The organism is Afifella sp. JA880 (genome assembly GCF_025379905.1).
Taxonomy (GTDB): domain Bacteria; phylum Pseudomonadota; class Alphaproteobacteria; order Rhizobiales; family Afifellaceae; genus Afifella; species Afifella aestuarii.
Genome location: NZ_JAOANH010000003.1, coordinates 637,735 through 657,376 on the forward strand (window position 1 = coordinate 637,735; position 19,642 = coordinate 657,376).

The following is a 19,642-nucleotide window of genomic DNA, read 5'->3' on the forward strand; positions in this document are numbered from 1 at the left end:
GGGGGACGATGACCTATTTTGAGATCTACCGTTCGCTGCAAAACCGCGATCATTACGTCGCCGTCCGTGCCGGCGACCATCGCGAGGAGGCTGAAGGCATTCGCAACAGCGAGAATCTCGTCTTTCTCCGTAACATTCCCGACGACGAAAACCCGCGCATCGCCTTCGATGCGGAAGTCGCACGCGAGCATATCGACCGCGACGGCTTCTTCGCTTTCGCCGTGACCTTCGAAGTGAGAGACCATGTCAGCTGAGATGTCTTCCGGCGGCCGGATCGCGCGCCGCTTTGCGGCCGTCGCTCAGGAATTGCGGCCGGCCCTCGTCACCTTCGTGACCGCCGGCGATCCCGACCTTGAAACGAGCGCGCGCATTCTCGCCGCTTTGCCCAAGGCCGGTGCCGACATCATCGAGCTCGGCATGCCCTTTTCCGATCCAATGGCCGATGGGCCTGCGATCCAGGCGGCGGGCCTTCGCGCGCTCCATGCCGGCCAGACCCTGAAGAAGACGCTCGCCCTCGTGCGCGATTTCCGCGCAACCGACGCCGATACGCCGATCGTATTGATGGGGTATTTCAACCCGGTCTACCAATACGGGCCGGAGAAGTTCGTCGCCGATGCCTGCGCAGCCGGCGTCGACGGGCTCATTGTCGTCGATCTTCCGCCGGAAGAGGATGACGAATTGTGCATCCCGGCCCTGAAGGGCGGGCTCAATTTTATCCGGCTTGCCACGCCCACGACGGATGACAGACGCCTGCCGGCGGTTTTGCAAAACACCTCCGGCTTCGTCTATTACGTCTCGATCAACGGCATCACCGGTTCCTCCGCCCCCAAGACGAGCGACGTGGCGGCGGCGGTGGAGCGCATCAAGGCGCATACCGATCTGCCGGTCGCCGTTGGTTTCGGCGTCAGAACGCGCGAACAGGCAGCCGCCATCGGCCGCACAGCCGATGGGGTCGTCGTCGGCTCCGCGATCGTGCAGGCGGTCGCCGGAAGTCTGGATGAAGAAGGCCACGCGACCGACGGCACAGTTGCCGCCGTCGAGGCGCTGGTGCAGGAGCTGGCCGAAGGCGTGCGTTTCGCGCGCCAGATGGCCGCCGAATAGGAGACACCGTTGAACTGGATTTCCAACGTCGTCCGCCCGAAGATCCGCGGTCTTTGGACCAAACGCGAAGTGCCGGACAATCTCTGGGTCAAATGCCCGGAGACTGGCACCATGGTCTTCTACAAGGATCTGGAGGCGAACCAGTTCGTCTTTCCGGGCTCCGGCTATCATCAGCGCATCGATGCGCGCACCAGGCTGCGTCTGTTTCTCGATTTTGCGCAATGGCAGGAAATCGAGTTCCCTGAGCCGGTCACCGATCCCCTGCGCTTCCGTGACGAACGGCGCTATTCGGACCGGCTGAAGGCCGCGAAGGCGAAGACCGGCCTGAAAGACGCGATCCTCGTTGCCGAAGGCAAGGTGGAGGGCGTATCGCTCATCGTCGCCGTGCAGGATTTCGAATTCATGGGCGGCTCGCTCGGCATGGCCGCGGCGGAAGCTCTGATTGCCGGCGCCGAAGCGGCGTATGAACGTGGCGTGCCCTTCGTGCTCGTCACCGCGTCGGGCGGGGCGCGCATGCAGGAAGGTATCCTCTCGCTGATGCAATTGCCGCGCACGACGGTCGCGGTCGATCGACTGAAGGAAGCCGGACTGCCCTACATCGTCATTCTCACCAATCCGACGACGGGTGGCGTGACCGCATCCTACGGCATGCTGGGCGACATCCATATCGCTGAACCCGGTGCCCTCATCGGTTTCGCGGGTCCGCGCGTCATCGAACAGACGATTCGAGAAAAGCTTCCCGAGGGTTTCCAGCGCTCCGATTATCTTCTCGAGCACGGCATGATCGACATGGTCGTCCCGCGTCAGGATCTGCGCCCCACGGTGGCGCGTCTCTGCCGCCTCCTGATGAAGCTGCCCGAACCTCCGCCCGAGCCGACGATCGACGAAGATACGCTTGCCGAAGAGGCGCAGTTGGCAGCGGTGGCCGAGAAGCCGGCAGAAGAGCCGGCTGCCGCATCCGGGCCGCAGCCGGCCTGATAGATGGCCTCACTCGAAGAGAGACTTGAAGCGCTTCTGGCGCTGCATCCGAAGCGTATCGATCTCTCGCTTGAACGCATCGCCCGGCTGCTTGAGCGTCTCGGCAACCCGCAGGAGCGCTTGCCCCCGGTCATCCATGTTGCCGGCACCAACGGCAAAGGCTCCGTGGTCGCGTTTCTGCGCGCGATGCTGGAGGCGTCCGGCAAGACGGCGCATGTCTACACCTCGCCGCATCTCGTGCGCTTCAACGAGCGCATCAGGCTCGGCGCGGCGGGGGGCGGCCAGCTGGTCGATGATACAACGCTCATGGATGCGATCGAGGCCGTGCGCGAGGCGAATGCGGGCGAGCCGATCACCTTCTTCGAGATCACCACGGCCATCGCCTTCAAGCTCTTTGCCGAACGGCCTGCCGATTTCGCCCTGATCGAGGTCGGGCTCGGCGGCCGCTTTGACGCGACCAATGTGATCGCCAGGCCGCTTGCCTCCGTCGTCACGTCGATCAGCCTCGACCATGCGGAGTTCTTGGGCACCGAAATCGCCGAGATCGCCATGGAGAAGGCGGGCATTCTGAAGGCTGGCGCCCCCGCCGTCATTGGCCGCCAGGACGAGCATGTGATGGCGCTTCTGGGGCTGGAGGCGGAAGCGGCGCATGCCGTTCCATTTCGGCACAATCAGGAATGGGCCGCCCACGGCGAAAACGCCCGCCTCGTCTATCAGGACGAAGACGGATTGCTGGATCTGCCTTTGCCGCGGCTTCTCGGTCAGCATCAGATCGACAATGCGGGAACGGCGGTTGCAGCCCTCCGCGCCATCGGGGTCGACATCAGCGCCGAGGCGATCGGCCAGGGCCTGCGCGAGGCACAATGGCCGGCGCGGCTTCAGCGTCTTTCCGAGGGCCCGCTGGTCGCTTCCTCTCCTCCCGGGAGCGAGGTCTGGCTCGACGGCGGGCACAATCCGTCCGCCGGCTCGGTCGTTTCAGCGGAAATGGCCTCGCTCTTCGACCGTGCGCCGAAGCCGCTCTTCCTCATCACCGGCATGCTGACGACGAAGGACCCGCACGGCTTCTTCTCCGCCTTCGACAGTCTCACCCAATATGTCTTCACGGTCCCCATCGAGGGACATGCGGGCTTCGATCCGCGCGAGCTTGCCGCGCGTGCCAACGAGGTCGGGCTGCCGGCGCGCTCTGCCCCTGACGTGCGGACCGCTTTGCAGGCGATCGGCGACATGGCGACGGAACCGCCGCGCATTCTCATCTGCGGTTCGCTTTATCTCGCCGGTCAGGTGCTCAAAGAAAACGGCCCTCTGCCGGTTTAGGCAAAGGGCCGTGAAAAACTCGCGCCGCCGATCGGACGGAGACGCAGCAGAAAAGGCGGCGGCTCAGGCGGCGCCGGCAATCCACTTCTGCAGATCGCTCTTGGCGCTCGCGCCGACCTTCATGTCGACGGGCTCGCCGCCCTTGAACATGATCAGCGTCGGGATGGAGCGTACGCCGTACTTGATCGCGGTCTGCTGATTGTCGTCGACATTGAGCTTGGCGATCTTCACCTTGCCCTGCATTTCGCCCGCGATCTCTTCCAGATGCGGCGCGATCATTTTGCAGGGACCACACCATTCCGCCCAGAAATCGACGATGACGGGTGTCTCGGACTTGAGCACGTCGGCCTCGAATGTGCCGTCGCTCACGGTTTCGGTGGTCATAAAGATTCTCCTGAGATTTCACGAGGAACGTAGGGAGGGCCTTGGGGTCGGTCAAGCGAGCGGCGTGCCGGAAGATGGACTGCCATGCGCGATGTCGAGAGGTGCGAGCGCTTCGGCGAGGCGCTCGGCGGACACCGGAAAAATGCGCGGACCGGCGGTGAAAACGAGCGCGGCCTGGACCTTTCGCCCGGGGTAAAGGGGCCCGAGAAGACGCGCGTAAAGAGCAAGCTGGCGGACCATTCCTTCGTCGACTGCAGCAAGCGAGGCGGGAGGCGACAGGCTCGTCTTGTAATCGGCGAGAAGGACGGTGCTCTCCGTCACCGCCAGGCGGTCGACGCGCCCGCCGACGGCGAACGTCCCGCGTGAGGTCGCGATCTCGCCCACGAGCGACACCTCCCCGCGGCTCCCCTGTGCGAAGAACCCGGCAAGGTCGGGATGCGCGAGGACGCCTGCAGCCTCCGACAGCGCGGCCGCAACATCTGTGGGCGCGGCCTCCGGCCAGTCCCGCGCGAGAAGCAGCTCCCCGCGCCGCTGCCTTTCATCGGCAGGCCAGTCGGGCATGAACTGCAAAAGCCGGTGGAGCGCCCGCCCGCGGCCGGCTGCGGCGCGCATCGCCGCGCTCCGCCCCGCAATGACTGGCGCTGGCGCGCTGTCGGGCGGGTCTTCTTCAGCGAGGGCACTGGAGGGGCGAAGCGGCTGCGGCGGACGCGGTGCCGGCGCGGCCGGGCGCTCTGCCCATTCCGGTAGGACGCGAGGAGTAACCGAAGGTGTCTCCACCCTCTCTTCGGGTGCGGGCGGCGGGCCGTCGCCCGGTTCCAGCCCAAAGAAGTGCAGGCGCTCGGCGAGCTCGTTGTCGGAACCGTCTTCCGCGTTTTCATCGTTCTCTGACGCGAGCGCATTCCGGATCGCCGCGTACCAGCCATCCTTGGGTGTGCGATCGCCCCTGATACCCGTGACATAGAGAACGTCGCGGGCCCGCGTCATCGCCACATAGAGAAGGCGGAAATATTCGTCGCGTGCGGCCTCCGCCTCCTTCGCCTCCACCTCGCGCTGCTGTGGCGTCGCGTCTTCTTTGCTTTGGCGCCAGATGAAGGCGGGATCGTCGTCGTCGCCGATGAAGGCGAGTGCGTCGCGGTGTTGGGGTGCCGCAATCTGGCCGCCGGTATCGGCGAGGAAGACGATGTCGGCCTCGAGCCCTTTCGCCCCATGCACGGTCATCACGCGGACGGCATCGGTTGTCTCCGAAAGCTCGCGCTTGATGTCGCCGCCGCCTTCACGAAGTGCGGCCGCCAGAGCCTGCAGGCCGGGCGGGGAGACGCGCTCCAGGCTGAGCGTGGCCGAGAGGAAAAGGTCGAGCACGTCGTCCGCCTCGCTCCCCATGCGCGCCCGGAAGGCCTTGCGCGCCCCCTCGGCCTCGACGAGGCGCGTATAGAAGGCGAAGGGCGGCATCTGGTCGGCCATCGCCATCCAATGCCGCAGGCGCTCCGCCGCCTGGCTGTAGCGGGGGTCCTCGCTCGCCCGAAGCCGCGAGAACAGGCTCTCTCTACCGCGGCCGATCGCAAGCGCCAGCAGATCGTCGTCGTCGAAACCGAAGAGCGGCGATTTCAGAAGGGCCGCAAGCTGCAGATCATCTTCCGGCAGGAGAACGACATCGGCGAGCGCCAGAAGGTCCTGCACGATGATGTGGTCGGCGAGCGCGATCCGGTCGGCGCCGGCCGTCGGCAGGTTGCGGGCTTTGAGCGCCCGCACCATGGCGCGGGCGAAACTGCCGCGCTTGCGCGTCAGGATCATGATTTCGCCGGCGGAGATCGCCTTGCCGGAGGGTAGCCGTGCCTCGCGGTGAAGCAGGCGCGCGACCTCGTCGGCAATCTCTTCTGCGAGCTTCCGCTCAGATTCCGCCGGCGCGTCGAAGGGCTGCCACCAATCCTCCGGCATTTCACCCTTCGGCCGGATGATGCGCGGCCAGATTTCGACGCGTCCGGGCACATTCTGCCGATAGGCCTGGTGCCGCTGATAGCCGAGACGGGTCACCCGTTCAGAGAGCGGCCCGTCGAAGACTGTGTCGACCGCGTCGAGCACGGCCTGCGTGGAGCGGAAGGAGACGCCGAGCGAGAGGGCGCGAAACTCCTGCGCGGTGGCCTCGGCGCGGGTTTTGAACTTGCGGCCGAGTTCGGCGAGAAGCCGCGGCTCGGCGCCCTGGAAACCGTAGATCGACTGCTTGTCGTCGCCGACGGCAAAAAGCGTCCGTGGCCGGCGTTCCGCGCTCTCGCCAGCGAAAAATTCTTCCGCCAGCCGCTCGACGATCGCCCAGGCGTCGGGAGAGGTGTCCTGCGCCTCGTCGACGAGAAGATGGCTGATGCCGGCATCGAGCTTGTATTGCACCCAGGCCGCCACGTCCGGCCGCTGCAGGAGATTGCGGGTGCGCAGGATGAGGTCGGAGAAATCGAGGAAGCCGCGCCGCTGCTTCAGGATGCGGTAACGCTGCAGGATGGCGCCTCCGATGAGGAGAAGCGCTTCCGTCGCTTCCGCCGTGCGCGCCAGCGAAAGACGTTCGCGCAAGGGCTGAAGGCGGGCGGCTTCGGCCGAAAAGAGGTCGTCGAGGTCTTTCCGGTTGCGGCGGAAGGCGGCCGAGAAACGCCGGCTCTCGCTGCGGGCGGACCAGCCTTCCGGCTTTGCCGTCAGGAAGAAGGCTGCGCGGAAATCAGCCTCAAGCGGTCCGCCCTCATGGGCGAGGATCGCCTCAAGAGCGGTCCGTGCCCCCTCGTCGGTGCGGTTCGCCGCCTCTGCCGAAAGGGCGTCGCACAGGCTTCGACAATCTCCCGATGCCCACCCCGAGGCGCGGCAGATCTCTGCGCACAGAGCTTCTTCGCTCTCGTCCGCTTCAAGCCCCAGCCGGCGCCGGAGGTCGGCAATCGCATCGTCGATGTCCTCGGAGGGGGGGTGGGTGTTTGTCGCCGCCCACGCGATCCATCGCTCCAGCCGGTCGCGTTCGGCCACGAGCGCCGCAAGGGCCGCCTCGATGTCCTGATCGGATCGCAGTGTCGCAAGCCGGGTGAAGGCGGTGCCGAGACGAGAACCGTTCGATTTGGCGGCGCGCAGGACGGCCTGCCGCGCTTCGAGGAGCAGCCCCTCGGCGGCCGTTTCGTCCAGCACCTCGAAATGCCCCGGCACGTTCGCCTCGAAGGGGAATTGGTGCAGGATCCGCTCGCAAAAGGCGTGGATCGTCTGAATGTTGAGGCCGCCCGGTGTCTCCAGCGCCTGCGCAAAGAGCCGGCGTGCCCGCGTCAGCGTTTCAGGTCGCGGCGTCTCGCCCTGACTTTTTGCGATCGCCTCCGTCAGCTCCGCGTCCGGAAGCGTCGCCCATTCGCCGAGCATCTTGAACACGCGGCCCGACATCTCCGCCGCCGCGGCCTTGGTGTAGGTGAGGCAGACGATGGCAGCGGGATCGGCCCCGGCGAGCAGCAGCCGGACGACGCGCTGGGTGAGGACATGCGTCTTGCCGGAACCGGCATTGGCGGCGACCCAGGCCGAGGCGGCGGGATCGGAGGCTTGCCATTGCTGGCGTTCGGTGGGGCTTGCCGGGCGTTTCATTCCTCGCCCTCGCCGAGCGACCATTCACCGATGCGGGCAAGATGATCGTAATCGCTGCCGAATTCCCGGTCCGAGCGCGGCACGCGGTTGGAAAGGTAGGGCGTCTCGGCCTGCGCAAAATGCGCGATGAGCGCGATGAGTTTGTCTTCCGTCGCCCGCAGGCATTCCTCCAGGCTGACGCCCGGCTCGCTTTTCGTCGGCTTGCGGAAGCCGCGCGCGTGCACCTGCCCGCCTTCGCCACGGCCGGAGAGATGGTAATAGAGGAGTTCGGCGGTTTCGCCGGACGGCGTGTCTTTGAAGGCGCCGCGCCGCGCCATCAGAGCCTCCAGCGGCAATTGCGGGCTGATCGACAGGACGGCTTTGGCACTCGGCGGCGTGCCGGTCTTGTAATCGATGATGGCAAGCCGCCCGTCATTCAGAAGATCGATGCGGTCGGCCCGGCCCGTCAGGCGGAATTCCGCGCTGAGGGCCCAGTCGCCCGTCGCTTCCACATGACGTTTCTGGACCTCCGTGCGGCCGCGCTCCTGGGCGAGGAACCAGTCGGCGATGCGTTGAAAGCGCGGCCACCACAGTGCCGCCACTTCCGGCCAATCCTCGTAGGCCGCGAAAGCCTCACGACCCACCTCTGCAAGGTGCGCCTTTGCCGCCTCGTCATAAGGGCCGGCGGGGCGCTCTTTGATGAAATTCTCCAAAATATCGTGGATCAGCATACCGCGCTCGGCCGCGCCGGCTGGCGAGGCGATCTCCTCGAAGGCGTTGAGGCCCAGCACATATTGCGCGTAGATCGCATAAGGATCGCGGATGAGCGTTTCGATGCGCGTGACGGAAAGCCGTTTCGGGCGGGCGGTGAGCGGCGGTCGCGGCTCTGGCGCGGCAAGGGAAATATTCGTCTCCGGCCGGTCGAGAAGGCGGGTCATGCCCAGGATCTCGTCGCCGCGTGCCCGCAATGCGTGTGTTGCTCTCTCGCCGGCGCGGGCGGTCAGCCGCTGCAGCCAGCGCGACGGCACCATCGGTTCCGCCCCCTGCCGCAATGCGCGGCTGAGATAGAGCTGCGGATGTCCGAGCGCCTGATAGAAATCATGAGCCGAGAGGCCGAGCCGGCGTTCGGGTGGATCGAGACCGATCGAAGCCGCCATCAGCCGCGACAGGAACGGATCGCTCTGTGAGGGGCGCGGCCAGACACCTTCGTTGAGGCCGCCGAGAATGGCGACGTCCACATTCTGCAAACGGGCTTCGAGCGCGCCCCAGATGTGCACGCGCGGATCGTTGCCGCCGCGCCGGCGCACCCGAACATCGCCAATCAGCGCCTCGAACAGCGCCGGATAATCGCCGTGAAAAAGCTCCGGACCCTCGGGTGCGGCCTCTGTCAGCGCGTCGAGGCGCGCGGCCATGGCCTCGCCCGCGTCGTCCTGCCAGAGCTCGCCAGGGCCGCTCTCCTCGTCGCGTCCGATGGCTGAGAGCGCCGCCACATGCGCCTCGAGGAGAGTTGAAAGGGGAGCCTCTCGCGGCACCTCCAGCATGGGCTGAAGCGCAGTCAGAAGCTCGGCAAGCAGCGCCTCTGCTTCGTCCCAATCGCGCTCTTCGAGCCCGTTGAGGGCTGCGCTCCGTGCCTCCTTCGCCAGCCACTCGGCACGGCGTTTCTGGAAGGCGCGTTGAAGCGGCTCCAGCCCTTCGGCAAGGACGGGGCCGCGCAGCACGGCGCGTTCCAGGACACGGGCGGCGTGCCGCACGCGTCCTGCCGGCCAGCCGAAGCGCGCGAGCGGATGTTTGAGGAGCGCGAGAAGCGGGATCGCGGCCGCACCGCGCCAGGCCACCTCTGCGACGAGCCGCGCCAGGATGCCGGGCGGGGTCAGAGACAGCGGCATGCCGCCGGAATCGTCGACGCGGATCTGCCAGCGTTCCAGCATGGCGGAGACGCGGCGGGCGAGCGCCCTGTCGGGTGTGATGAGGGCGGCGGTCTGCCCGTCTTCGACGGCCCGGCGCAGAACGAGCGCGGCGGCCAACGCTTCCTCGCGCTCTTCGGCGGCCTCGATCAGCGCGACGTTGTCGAGTGCGTCAGCGAGAGCCTCCGGTGAGGGCACCGTTTCTGCCCAGATATCCGTGGTGGCGGCCGGTCTGAGCGCGTCGGAGACAAAGCGCATGCGCCGGCCGAGGCCGGCGGGGGCGGATGCGAGCGAGATCACCGCGTCACGCGCGCAGCCGAGGCTTTCAAGCAGCTTCTTCAGCCCGAACTGCGGATGACCGGCATCGGCAGGGTCGTTGCGCGCATCGCCGATCGCCTCCCATCCGGCGGCGTCGAGCTCCTGATCGAGACCCGGCAGCACCACGGCGCCGTTCGGCAGGCGGGCAATGACGGCCAGGAGCTCCGCCGTTGCCGGCACCGAGCCGGTGGAGCCGGCGGCAATCACCGGGCCTTTCGTTCCCCGCTCGGCGAGACGGCGCGCCTCTGCCCGCAGAAGGAGGTCGTGCTGCGCACCCGGATCGGCGAGGCCGCGCTCGCTCAAGATCGAAGGCCAGGCGTCTGAGACGATCGTCAGGAATTCCTGTGTGATCTGCCAGTAGCGGGCGAGGTCGTCGGGTGCGAGCTGGCCGAGTGCCTGCCAGCGCTCCGGCGCAAGGCCGACATCGTCGAGAAGGGTTGCGAGTGAAGCGGCGAGGCGTGCGGCATCGGCGGGCGATGCCGGGATGAGGGACGGCTCGTCGCCAAGACCCGCCTTCTGCCGCGCGATCGCGCCCGACCAGCCGAGCACGAGCCGCGTCAAAATCAATTGCCGCGAAAGCGGCGCCATCACCGGGCGGGACAGATCCTCCGCATCAAGCCCGTCGAGCGCGCTGAGCGGTTCGTCTTCGTCGAGATCGCCGAGCGTGCGGATCTGCGGCAGGATGATGCCGGCACGGCTGCGGGCGAGGAAGCTGCCGCGGATGGCGCGGGCGGCGCGTCGCGTCGGCAGATAAAGCGTGAGGTCGGCGAGTGCCAGTGGGTCGTCGAAGCCTCCCACGCCCGGAAGACGCCCGTCATAGAGCGCCTCCACCAGCTCATCGAGAAAGGCGACACCGGCAGGCAGTGTGAAAACGTTGGGATGGTCCTGCGTGCCGGTGCTCGTCGTCATCGCTTCAGGCGGCGCTCTCCAGAATGGCCATTTCGGCGGCTTTGACGGCGTCCGGGTTTTCCACGTTGATCCACAGACCGTCGAGCTGCACGCCGAAAAGCCGGCCTTCTTCGAGGGCGCGATCGAAAAGCGCGTTGAGAGAGAAAACCTCTCCCGGCGGGTCGCGGAAGAGACGGGGCGACAGGATCGCAGCACCCGCATAGGCGAACGGCGCCACGGTGCGCTCGGCCCGCCGCGTCAGGCGCCCGTCCTTGCCGAGCATGAAATCGCCGGTGCCCGAATAGCCGGCCGAGGCGACGGTCGAGGCGAGAAGGAGAAGCCCGTCCATCTCCTCGTCGTTCCAGCCGCTGATCAGCCAATCGAGATTGGGCCGCACGCCTTCGAGCCAGAAGGAATCGCAATTGCGCAGAAGAAACGGACCCTCGCCCAGAAGTGGCAGAGCCTTGAGGCAGCCGCCGCCCGTATCGAGGAGCTTCGCGCGCTCGTCGGAGACGATGGTCTTGGGCGCGCGCCGGCGTCCGAGATGCGCCTCGACGAGGTCCGCCATGTAATGGACGTTGACGACGGCCTTCTCGATGCCGGCAGCCGCGAGGCCGTCAAGGCAATGGTCGATGAGAGCTTTGCCCGCGACCTCGATCAGAGGTTTGGGCGTGGTGGTGGAAAGCGGGCGCATACGCCGGCCATAGCCAGCGGACAACACCATGGCGGTGGAGAGAACGGCCAAGTGCGGCAACTCCGAAACGATCAGAGATAGGGGTCATAGCATCGGCGAAGCTCCGACAGAACCGGCCTCTCGAGGCTGCGACGGAGCCGCGCGCGGATGCGCGGGATATGGCTGCGATAGGCCGGCTTGCCCTCGTGTGCAAGCCGCGCGAAGGCCCCGAGCACTTTCGTAGCGCGTTGTGCGCCGAGAATGGCGCAGGCATCGCGGAAGGGCGCCTCGTCGAAGGCGGGATCGGCGGCGCGGCGGCCTCTGATATAGCGCGCGACGAGTGCTTCTTCCTCCGCCTCGTCGATGTCGACGCGCAGATCCTGTGCGAGCGATGCGACATCATAGGCGGGATCGCCCAAAAGCGCGTCCTGGAAGTCGATGACACCCACCCGGTCGGTCTCGTCGGCCCCTTCGAGCCAGATGATGTTCGGCGAATGATAATCGCGCAGCACGATCACCCGCTCACGGCCGGCAAGCCTGTCGAAAAGCGCGCGCCAGAGCGCCAGAAACTCATCGCGCGCCGCGTCGCTCATCTCCGGTCCCGCCTCGCGCCCGGCGAAATGCTCGGTGAAGAGGGCCGTCTCGATGAGAAGCGCCTCGGCGTCGTAGGGCGGCAAATCGGGTGCGCGGATACTGTGAGATGCCGAGGCATCCGCTGAGACCTCGCAAAGATGCAGGCGCAGGAGAAGATCGACCGCGGCTTCGTAGCGTTCGATGATCGGCCGGCGGTCGGCCGTGATGATCGGCTCGCTGCCGAAATCTTCCACCAGAAGCAGCCCGTCGCTCACATCCTGCGCCAGGACCTGCGGCACCCGCACGCCGCGCTCGGCAAGGAGCGAGCCGACATTGAGGAAGGCCGAGAGATCGCGCGCGCGATGCGCCACCGCGTCGTAACTCTTGCCCTGCCAGACCGCCGGTCCCTCGGGCCGGGCGGGCGCATTCATCAATATCGCCTCGGCTCCGTCGACGATGCGCTCGTAGCTGCGCCCGGAGGCATCACCGAGGATTGGATTGCGTGTGGCGCCGGCCCGTCCCGAGCGATCGAGAAATCGGCGGATCGCGAAGCTGCGTGTCAGCCGCTCGCCCCAGTCGCCACCGGCGACGACCACAACGTCGCGCCCTTCGGCCGCGAGCTCAAACGTGAGATTGGCGGCGTCCGGCCAAGCGAGGTCGCCGAGCTCCGGCCATTCGGCGAGAAGCACGGTGTCGTCTGCAAGGTCGAAAAGCCCGATCTCCTCCGCCTCGTCGGGGTCACCCAGCCGGTAAAGATCGGCATGCACGACCGGAAAGCGTGCGAAGGGATAATCGATGCGCAGCGGGAAGGTGGGGCTCGGCACTTCGAAGGTGGGATCGCCCGCGAGGCTGCGAATGAAGGCGCGCGCGAAACTCGTCTTGCCGCTGCCGAGATCGCCCGACAGGAGGATGCGATCGCCAGGTCTTGCGGCGGCCGCGAAATCTTCCGCCAGCCGGTTCGTCGCCTCCTCGTCGGCAAGGTGCGGCCTGAAGCTCGGCGCCGTTTCCGCCTCTTTCGGCTCGATCGCGCCCACGTCGGTCATTCGGCGGCTTCTTGAGCCTTGCTGATATCGGCAGGGAGCCGCACCCAGCTCGTGGTGCCTTCACCGGGTTCGGAATCGATGGCGATGTCGCCTTGATGCAGCTCGACGAGGCGCTTGACGATCGACAGGCCGAGGCCAGCGCCGCGCCGGCCGCCTTCAGGCGCCGTGCCTTCGAAGGGTTCGAAGACGTCGTCGCGGATCTCCGGCGGAATGCCCGGGCCCTGGTCGCGCACGACGAAGACGACCGAACCGTCCTGGCGCTGCGCGCGGATTTCCACGCGGCTTCCCGACGGCGAGAAATTGATGGCGTTGGAGAGGAGGTTGTAGAGGATCTGGCGCACGCGCGACGCGTCGGCGCGAAAATTCCCAAGCGTCTCGTCGGCCTGGATGAACAGGTCGATGTCCTTCTCCTCGATGCGGTCGCGCACGCCGACGACGGCGCCGTGCACGACTTCGCTGATGTCCACCTTGTCGATCTCGAGCTCCATGATGCCGGCATCGACGGTGGCGAGATCGAGGATGTTGTTGATGAGGACGAGGAGCGAATCTGAGGATTGCGCGATGTGGTCCATATATTCGCGCTGCTGGGCGTTGAGTTCGCCCGCCGCGCCGGCGGCCAGGATCTGCGCAAAGCCGATGATGGAGGTGAGGGGCGAGCGCAGCTCGTAGGATACGTGCTGGATGAAATCGGATTTGAGCCGATCCGTTTCCTCAAGCAGCCGGTTGCGCTCTTCCAGGAAGCGATGCGCCTCGGCCTTCTCCGTCACGTCGGCGAAGGTCAAGAGCGTCATGCCCTGCGGCAGCGGCACGGTGGAATATTCGATGATGGAGCCGTTTCGCCGCTCCATCCGCCCCGCGAGGCTCTCAGCCGCCTCCATCCGCGTGATGGCGTTGGAGATGTTCGTCCAGGCGCCCTGTTCGGGGAAGAACAGCATCCAATGCCCGATGAGGGTTGAGATATGCGGCTCTTCCTTGAGGAAGTCCGGTGACAGCTGCCACATCTCGGCGAGCACGGGATTGTAGAGCCTGAGCCTTCCGTCCGAGCCGAAGACACCGACGGCCTCGGTCAAGTGGTCGAGCGTCTCGCCCTGCATGCGCGACAGGGTGTTGACCCGGCTTTCCAGGGACAGGCGCTCGGTGACGTTCTCGTAGATATAGGTGAAGCCGCCCTGCTGGTTGGGCGTGGCGATCATGCGGAAGGAGCGCCGGTCCGGCAGGTGCCACATCTCCTCGCGCGGCTGCGGATCAGCGTAATGTTCAAGATGCTGGCGCCGCCATTCGCGGTAATTCGCCTGTTCCGGCAGGCGCCGCTCGGCCCGAATCTGGTCGAGAAGGACGCCCTCTTCGGTGCCGGTCGCGAGAAAGCGCGCCGGCAGATCCCACAGAGCCCGGAAGGCGGCATTGGCAAATTGCAGCCGCGCCTCGCCGTCGAAGACGGCAATCGCCGTTGAAAGCTGGTCGAGGAGGCGGGAGTTGACCTCGATGTTCTGCTTGAGCTCCTGGCGCGCGGTCTCGACTTCCGTAACGTCGATGGCAAGGCCGATCGTGCCGTTCTCGACCTTGATGTCGAAGATCTCCATCTGCTTTTCGGCACCGGCAATCTCGACCGGGGCCACCGCACGGTAGTGGGCCCCGTCGCGATGCGCCTCGCGCACGGCGCCGCGCGTTGCTGGCTCCAGCAATTCCGTGCCGCGCGTCGTCACCATGGTGAGATCGGGTGCGCCCACGGCCTGAACATAGGCGGAATTCACCCAGCTGAGCCGCCCGTGCTGATTGCGGCGCCACAGCGGGAAGGGCAGTGCCTCGGCGAGGCTGCGCAGCGCCGTCATCTCGGCGATGACGACGCCGGCCTGCTCTTTCAATTCCGCGAACGAGCGGCGTTCGCCGGTCAGCTCGCGCAGGCGCAAAATGACGCGGGGGCCGCTGGTGCGCCCGTTCGCCTCCAGGAAGCAATCGGTCTGCGTGCGCAGCGAGAGATGGAAGGCTTCTCCCGTCTCCCAGAGCTGGTCGAGGGCCCATTGCAGCTCTTCGGCACTGCGCGGTTCGAGCCAGGAGAAGAAATCGAGGAAGAGCTCGCCGGAGGTCGGCGCGCCGACATGGCTCGGCAACGTCCCATGTACGTCCGCCGCGGCGTCGGGACGGCTCCAGCACAGAGTCTTCTGGTCGTCACTGGCAAGGAGCGCTTCGGAGCGATCGAGCGCCTGCTTGAGCCGGGCGATCTGCTGTTGTGCTGCGGCGAGGCCGTTGTCGCGGTCGCGCCGCAACAAGAGCGACAACGCAATCGTGGCCGCGCCGGCGAAGCCCGCGGTAATGGCGAGCCAGAGGATCTGGGAAAAACCCGTCCCTTCTCCGAAAAGCGGATGGGCGAACGCACTGTCGGCGGAAAAGGCGAAGAGGGCGGCGGTCGCGACGCCGGGGATGAGCCTGCCCGAAGCTCGAATCGCTCTGTGCCGGGCCTGCCGGTTCAATATCGTCTCCGCCACGTCTGCTTGATACCGGGTGACCGCCCCGGCATTCACACCCGAATCGTACCTTACCCGCTTCGCCGAAAGTCGGAAAGGTTACCGCGAGTTAATAAACATTCGGGCCGGCCGCTGGGGAGCGGCCGGCCCGATGAAGCGCTTCGCTGAAACGAATCAGTAGCGGTAATGGTCGGCCTTGAACGGCCCTTCCGGCGAGACGCCGATATAGTCCGCCTGATCCGGCCGCAGTTTGGTCAGCGTGATGTTGAGCTTCTTGAGGTGCAGAGACGCAACCTTTTCGTCCAGATGCTTGGGCAGCACGTAGACCTGGTTCTCGTACTTTTCCGACTTCGTCCACAGTTCGATTTGCGCCAGCACCTGGTTGGTGAACGAGGCGGACATGACGAAGCTCGGATGGCCGGTGGCGTTGCCGAGATTGAGGAGACGCCCCTGCGACAAGAGGATCATCCGCTTGCCGTCCGGGAACTGAACCATGTCGACCTGCGGCTTGATATTGGTCCATGTCAGGTTGCGCAGTGCGCTGACCTGAATCTCGTTGTCGAAGTGACCGATATTGCCGACGATCGCCATGTCCTTCATGGCGCGCATATGGTCGAGCGTGATGACGTCCTTGTTGCCCGTGGCGGTGACGAAGATGTCGGCCTCCGGGGCCGCCTCTTCGAGCGTGACGACCTCAAAGCCGTCCATCGCCGCCTGCAGGGCGCAGATCGGGTCGACTTCCGTGACTTTCACCCGGGCGCCGGCGCCCCTGAGCGACTGCGCCGAGCCCTTGCCGACATCGCCGTAACCGCAGACGAGAGCGACCTTGCCGGCCATCATCACGTCGGTGGCGCGACGGATGCCGTCGACGAGCGATTCGCGGCAGCCGTATTTGTTGTCGAACTTCGACTTCGTGACGCTGTCGTTGACGTTGAAGGCCGGGAAGGGAAGGAGGCCCTTCCGCTGCAGGTCGTAGAGGCGCATGACGCCCGTCGTGGTCTCTTCCGAAACGCCGCGGATGGCGCTCCGCACCTTCACGAACCAATCAGGATCCTTCTCCAGCCGGCGCTTGATTACGGCATAGAGCGCCTCTTCCTCTTCGTTCTGAGGATCGGAGATGAGGGACGGGTCGTCCTTGGCGCGCGCGCCGAGGAGAACGAGAAGCGTCGCGTCGCCGCCGTCGTCGAGGATCATGTTGGCGGTTTCGCCGTTCGGCCACTCGAAGATGCGGTCGGCGTAATCCCAGTATTCGGGAAGCGTCTCACCCTTGATCGCATAGACCGGGATGCCGGCAGCGGCGATGGCGGCGGCCGCATGGTCCTGGGTCGAATAGATGTTGCACGAGGCCCAGCGCACTTCCGCGCCGAGAGCGACCAGCGTCTCGATGAGGACGGCCGTCTGGATCGTCATATGCAGCGAGCCGGCGATGCGCGCGCCCTTGAGGGGCTTCGATTCGCCGAACTCCTCCCGAAGCGCCATGAGGCCCGGCATTTCGGTCTCGGCGATTTCGATTTCTTTGCGGCCCCAATCGGCCAGCGAAAGATCTTTGACGATGAAATCTTCGTTCTGGGACATTCGGTTCTCGGCTTGTGGAAGATCAGTTGCTTGGCGCGCGGTTACCATGGTGGGCAGAGGCCAGCAAGTCGCGGGCTCTGCCTCTGTCGAGCGCCAGTTGACGATAGGGAACCTGCGCGGGGCTGTCTCGCAAAAGCTGGCGGACCCTGCACCGATACGAAAACGGCAGGAAGTCCGAGGCTTTTGTCGCGCGGTTTCAATATGCGCGCCGGTTCGGTGAAACTTGGCGAGCGTTGCATCGGGCGAAGCCCAGTTCAGCTTTCACGGGCGAGCTTGAGCGCAGCCGCACGCTGCATCAACGCCTGAAGGACGCCGTCGAGACGTCGCGATGCCGTGCGGTCCTTCAGCTCCTCACGCTCGTCGAAGGCGTTTTCGGCCTCCGGCAAAAGAAAATGCTCGGGGATCACGAGCGCGCCGAGCGCGCTTGCCTCGAGCACCTGCCGCAGAGCGAGAAGGCCGCAAAGACCGCCGAACCGATCGCTCGACGCGGATGCGAGTGCGAACACGCGGTCGCGGAAGGGCTTCACGTCCTCCCGGCCCATCCAATCAATGGCATTTTTCAAGAGGGCCGGGATGCCGGCATTGTCTTCCGGGCTAACAATCAGGACGGCATCGTGAGCCCGGAATTGCCGGGCGAGGGCGCGGGCTTTCTCCGGGACACCGCCCCGCAAGTCGACATCGCCCTCGTAGAACGGCAAAGGGTAATCGCCGAGCGACACCCGCGTCACCTCTGCACCGCGAAGAGCGAGCGTCTTGGTGGCGACGGCGGCAAGCCGGGTGTTGAGCGAACCGGAGCTCAGCGAGCCCGGCAGCACCAGCACCCGAATGGCCATCAGGCCGCCTCTTTTTCGAAGATCCAGACCCGCCCGGGAGGCAGGTTGAAAGCCACCCACGGCGACTTCTCCACCGTGAAGGAGCCGGGAACGGACTTCTGCGGCGATGTGAAGGAATAAGAAAGCTGGGTCAGATTTCCGCCCGGGCGGACGCGCGACAGGCAGTCTTCGATAAACCGGCGCCGTTTCTCTTCGGGAATGAGGAGCACGGGCACACCGGAGAGCACGGCCGAAAACTCGGTATCGGCAAATTCGCCGAGCGTGTTCTGAAGGTCGAAAGCGTCGCCGCGGATGAGATTGACCCTCGGGAAGCGCTTCTTCAGCAGCTCATAGAAATGCTGCTCGAACTCCACGCAGACGAGGCGTTCCTGCGGAATGCCGGAGCGGATCAGCTCCTCGGTGATGACGCCGGTGCCGGGCCCGAGTTCCAATGTCCAGCCTTCCGGATCGGGCCGGCCGTGCTTGATCATCATGCGGGCGAAGGCGCGACTGGACGGCGACACCGCCCCCATTTTCAAAGGGCGTTGGGCCCAAGTCTTGAAGAAGCGGAATTCGTCTTCGATCCGTTCCGCTAAAGGCGTCCCCGTTTGGACCATTTTTCGACCTTTCATGCTCTTGTCACGGCACACATAAAGTAATGCGCCGCTTCCCCCATTTCAGGCATTTCCATGAAACTTATGTGTCGCCGAGGGATTCCAGAAAATCCTTCACCCGGGCGAAGAAACCCGTGGATTCAGGATTGTTGTCTTCCGACTGCGCCTTTTCGAATTCCTCGAGGATCTCGCGTTGGCGCCGCGACAGGTTCTGTGGCGTTTCGACGACGATCTGCACATACATGTCGCCGAAATTGCGCGAGCGCAGGATCGGCATGCCCTTGCCCTTGAGGCGGAACTGCTTGCCGGTCTGGGTCCCCTCAGGCACCCGCACGCGCGTGCGCCCGCCTTCGACCGTCGGCACTTCGAACTGACCGCCGAGCGCCGCCGTGGTGAAGGACACCGGCACGCGGCAGAAAATGTCGGCTCCGTCGCGCTGGAAGAATTCGTGCGGCTTGATCGACAGGAAAATATAGAGGTCGCCCGCCGGTCCGCCTCTGAGGCCCGCCTCGCCTTCGCCGGCAAGCCGGATGCGCGTGCCGTCTTCGATGCCGGCTGGAATGTTGACGGAGAGGGTCCGCCGTTCCGAAAGCCGCCCGGAGCCCGAGCATTTGCTGCACGGATCGGAAATGACGGTGCCGCGGCCATGGCAGGTCGGGCAGGTCTGCTGAATCTGGAAGAAACCCTGCGTGGCGCGGATGCGCCCGGCGCCGCGGCAGGTCGGGCAGGTGGTCGGCGAAGAGCCGGGCTTCGCGCCGGAACCCGAGCAGATGTCACAGGTGACGGAGGTCGGAACTTCGATCTCCACCGTCTTGCCGTTGAACGCCTCTTCGAGCGTGACTTCGAGATTGTATCGGAGATCCGAGCCGCGCTCGCGTCCGCCGGAGCGGCGCCCGCCGGCCATGAACTCTCCGAAAATATCGTCGAAAATGTCGGAGAAGGAGCCGAAGCCTGCAGCCCCGGCACCGGCGCCGCCACCGCGGCCGAAGCCGCCGTTCTCGAAGGCCTGATGGCCGAAGCGATCGTAGGCAGCGCGCTTTTGCGGGTCGCGCAGCACCTCGTAGGCTTCGCCGATTTCTTTGAAGCGGTGCTCGGCCTCTTCATCACCCGGATTGCGATCCGGATGGTATTGCATGGCCATTTTGCGAAAGGCTGATTTGAGAGCCTTCTCGTCGGCCTCTCGACCGACGCCCAGAACTTCGTAATAGTCGCGCTTGGCCACGGCTCAGGCGCTCCTCTTGATTGATGCGAAAGGCACAACCCCCACCGGCCGCAAAGCGAGTTTGCCGCGGCTGCGTTTTCCCTGCGTGTAGCGGGCGCGCCGGACGGCTGCAATGCGAGACGGGCGCAGGTTGCGCCGATTGCTTTTATTTACCACTGCAAGTCGTGATGCCCGCCAAGCCGACGAAAAGCAAAGACGCTTTCCCTGCGGC

General features: G+C 65.6%; 14 protein-coding genes. 4 read left to right on the forward strand and 10 right to left on the reverse strand.

The features are described from left to right. The first annotated feature begins 8 nt into the window (after positions 1–8). The 4 genes from NYQ83_RS16000 to NYQ83_RS16015 are packed head-to-tail and all read left to right on the forward strand — an operon-like array spanning position 9 to position 3,393. Positions 9–254, forward strand: a complete 246-nt coding sequence (locus tag NYQ83_RS16000) for a hypothetical protein (RefSeq protein WP_234629967.1) — start codon at positions 9–11, stop codon at positions 252–254. Next, on the forward strand, positions 244–1,101 hold the full coding sequence (gene trpA, locus NYQ83_RS16005; protein WP_261215818.1) for a tryptophan synthase subunit alpha: 858 nt from the start codon (positions 244–246) through the stop codon (positions 1,099–1,101). Before NYQ83_RS16000 ends, trpA begins: the two co-directional genes overlap by 11 nt. A 9-nt stretch (positions 1,102–1,110) precedes the next feature. Next, on the forward strand, positions 1,111–2,079 hold the full coding sequence (gene accD, locus NYQ83_RS16010; RefSeq protein WP_261215820.1) for an acetyl-CoA carboxylase, carboxyltransferase subunit beta: 969 nt from the start codon (positions 1,111–1,113) through the stop codon (positions 2,077–2,079). Positions 2,080–2,082: 3 nt separating this feature from the next. Continuing rightward, positions 2,083–3,393, forward strand: a complete 1,311-nt coding sequence (locus NYQ83_RS16015; RefSeq protein ID WP_261215822.1) for a bifunctional folylpolyglutamate synthase/dihydrofolate synthase — start codon at positions 2,083–2,085, stop codon at positions 3,391–3,393. A gap of 63 nt (positions 3,394–3,456) precedes the next feature. Here NYQ83_RS16015 and trxA read toward each other — a convergent pair whose 3' ends face one another. From trxA to dnaJ, 10 genes are all read right to left on the reverse strand, one after another. After that, positions 3,457–3,777, reverse strand: coding sequence for a thioredoxin (trxA, locus tag NYQ83_RS16020; RefSeq protein ID WP_128290393.1), 321 nt, complete (start codon positions 3,775–3,777; stop codon positions 3,457–3,459). A 51-nt stretch (positions 3,778–3,828) separates the two neighbouring features. Continuing rightward, positions 3,829–7,368 carry a double-strand break repair helicase AddA gene (gene addA / locus NYQ83_RS16025; RefSeq protein ID WP_261215824.1) on the reverse strand — a complete coding sequence of 1,180 codons (3,540 nt, stop codon included), beginning with the start codon at positions 7,366–7,368 and terminating at the stop codon, positions 3,829–3,831. After that, positions 7,365–10,478 carry a double-strand break repair protein AddB gene (gene addB, locus NYQ83_RS16030; protein ID WP_261215826.1) on the reverse strand — a complete coding sequence of 1,038 codons (3,114 nt, stop codon included), beginning with the start codon at positions 10,476–10,478 and terminating at the stop codon, positions 7,365–7,367. The genes addA and addB overlap by 4 nt, the downstream gene beginning before the upstream one ends. Before the next feature lie 4 nt (positions 10,479–10,482). Beyond that, positions 10,483–11,181 carry a nucleotidyltransferase family protein gene (locus NYQ83_RS16035; protein WP_261216216.1) on the reverse strand — a complete coding sequence of 233 codons (699 nt, stop codon included), beginning with the start codon at positions 11,179–11,181 and terminating at the stop codon, positions 10,483–10,485. Positions 11,182–11,222: 41 nt separating this feature from the next. Beyond that, on the reverse strand, positions 11,223–12,746 hold the full coding sequence (tsaE, locus tag NYQ83_RS16040) for a tRNA (adenosine(37)-N6)-threonylcarbamoyltransferase complex ATPase subunit type 1 TsaE (protein WP_261215827.1): 1,524 nt from the start codon (positions 12,744–12,746) through the stop codon (positions 11,223–11,225). Next, positions 12,743–15,214 carry an ATP-binding protein gene (locus NYQ83_RS16045; RefSeq protein ID WP_261215829.1) on the reverse strand — a complete coding sequence of 824 codons (2,472 nt, stop codon included), beginning with the start codon at positions 15,212–15,214 and terminating at the stop codon, positions 12,743–12,745. Before NYQ83_RS16045 ends, tsaE begins: the two co-directional genes overlap by 4 nt. A 168-nt stretch (positions 15,215–15,382) precedes the next feature. After that, on the reverse strand, positions 15,383–16,783 hold the full coding sequence (gene ahcY, locus NYQ83_RS16050; RefSeq protein WP_261215830.1) for an adenosylhomocysteinase: 1,401 nt from the start codon (positions 16,781–16,783) through the stop codon (positions 15,383–15,385). Positions 16,784–17,037: 254 nt separating this feature from the next. Then, a complete protein-coding gene (locus tag NYQ83_RS16055) occupies positions 17,038–17,616 on the reverse strand; it encodes an NADPH-dependent FMN reductase (RefSeq protein ID WP_261215832.1) in 579 nt (192 codons plus the stop codon). Then, positions 17,616–18,119 (reverse strand): class I SAM-dependent methyltransferase, encoded by a 504-nt coding sequence (locus tag NYQ83_RS16060; protein ID WP_164879497.1) that lies wholly within the window; start codon positions 18,117–18,119, stop codon positions 17,616–17,618. The genes NYQ83_RS16055 and NYQ83_RS16060 overlap by 1 nt, the downstream gene beginning before the upstream one ends. A gap of 172 nt (positions 18,120–18,291) precedes the next feature. Continuing rightward, positions 18,292–19,431, reverse strand: coding sequence for a molecular chaperone DnaJ (dnaJ, locus tag NYQ83_RS16065; protein WP_234629956.1), 1,140 nt, complete (start codon positions 19,429–19,431; stop codon positions 18,292–18,294). Between the last annotated feature and the right edge of the window lie 211 nt (positions 19,432–19,642).